Here is a 1,217-nt window from a genome sequence, read left to right on the forward strand (position 1 = left end):
AGCTTGGCTTCGACCCACAGGCGCTCCATCTCATCGAGGCTCGTGTCCTCTAGAGTGCGGTTCGCCCGGGAGAGCGYATTTTCCATCGCCGTGAAGCGTCGCTCGAATTTCGCATTGGTGCGGCGAAGCGCTGTCTCGGGGTCGACGCCGTGGTGCCGCGCCAGGTTCGCGACCGCAAACAACACATCGCCGATCTCGTCTTCGAGATGGTCGTGGACACCCGTCTCGGCCGCCTCGCGGACCTCGTCGAGCTCTTCGTGGATCTTCTCCACCACCTGCCGCGTCTCGGGCCAATCGAAGCCGACCTTCGCCGCCTTTGTGGTGAGCTTGTGAGCGCGCGTCAGAGCGGGCAGGGGTGTCGGTATTGCGCCGAGAAATCCCGTCTTTCCCTCAGGGATACCCGCGCGTTCCCGTTCTAACTGGCGCTCCGCTTTTTCGCTTTGCTTGATCTCGTCCCAGAGAGCCTTGACTTCATCCGGAGAAAGGTCGCGCGCATCGCCGAAGACATGCGGATGGCGTCGGATGAGTTTGCTCGTGATGGCGTGAACGACATCGCCGAAAGCAAAGAGCCCGCGCTCTTCGGCCAYCCGGGCATGGAAGACGACTTGCAGCAGCAGATCGCCGAGCTCGTCCTTGAGGTCGACGTAGTCTCCACGCTCGATAGCGTCGACGACTTCGTAGGCTTCCTCGATGGTGTAGGGAGCGATCGATGCGAAATCCTGCACCATGTCCCAAGGGCAACCCGTGTTTGGATCTCTCAGCGCCGCCATGATGGCGAGAAGGCGATCCAGCTCGGAGGAATCGGTTGCGACGGCCATGAAAGACTCCCTGCAAGAGCGATCGGAATATCCCGATCGGCAACAAGGCGCCAGCGGCGGAGATCAGGGCGGCGATTGCGTTGTCGACAACGGTTTGGGAACGGCGTGAATGCCGTTCTCGCGAAACACTTTCTGCACGGCCGTCATGACCGCCTTACGAACAGCAAACTGCTTTCCGGCGCGCGCCTTGAATTTACCACGGATGATGAGCGTCCCATCCTCGACCGCCGCGATGCCTTGGCTCTTGAACGGTTCGAGCAGGTCCTCGTTCAACTCGGGATCGGCCGCGATATCCTGGCCGACCTTCTTGAACAGCTTGCGCACCAGCTCGACATCGGTGTCGAACGCGACGCGGAACGCGATCTTCTCGATCACCCAGTCGCGGCTGTAGTTCAACAC

Annotated in this window: 1 protein-coding gene and 1 pseudogene; both read right to left on the minus strand. The window is 61.1% G+C overall.

The genetic code is table 11. The features are described from left to right. The coding region (mazG, locus tag AC1DT3_RS21795) for a nucleoside triphosphate pyrophosphohydrolase (protein WP_477467266.1) at positions 1 to 818 on the minus strand (818 nt) is incomplete at its 3' end. Between the two features lie 63 nt (positions 819 to 881). After that, positions 882 to 1,217, minus strand: a pseudogene (locus AC1DT3_RS21800) (mechanosensitive ion channel family protein); the annotation flags it as partial.

It is taken from the genome of Microvirga sp. P4_G7, assembly GCF_056401005.1.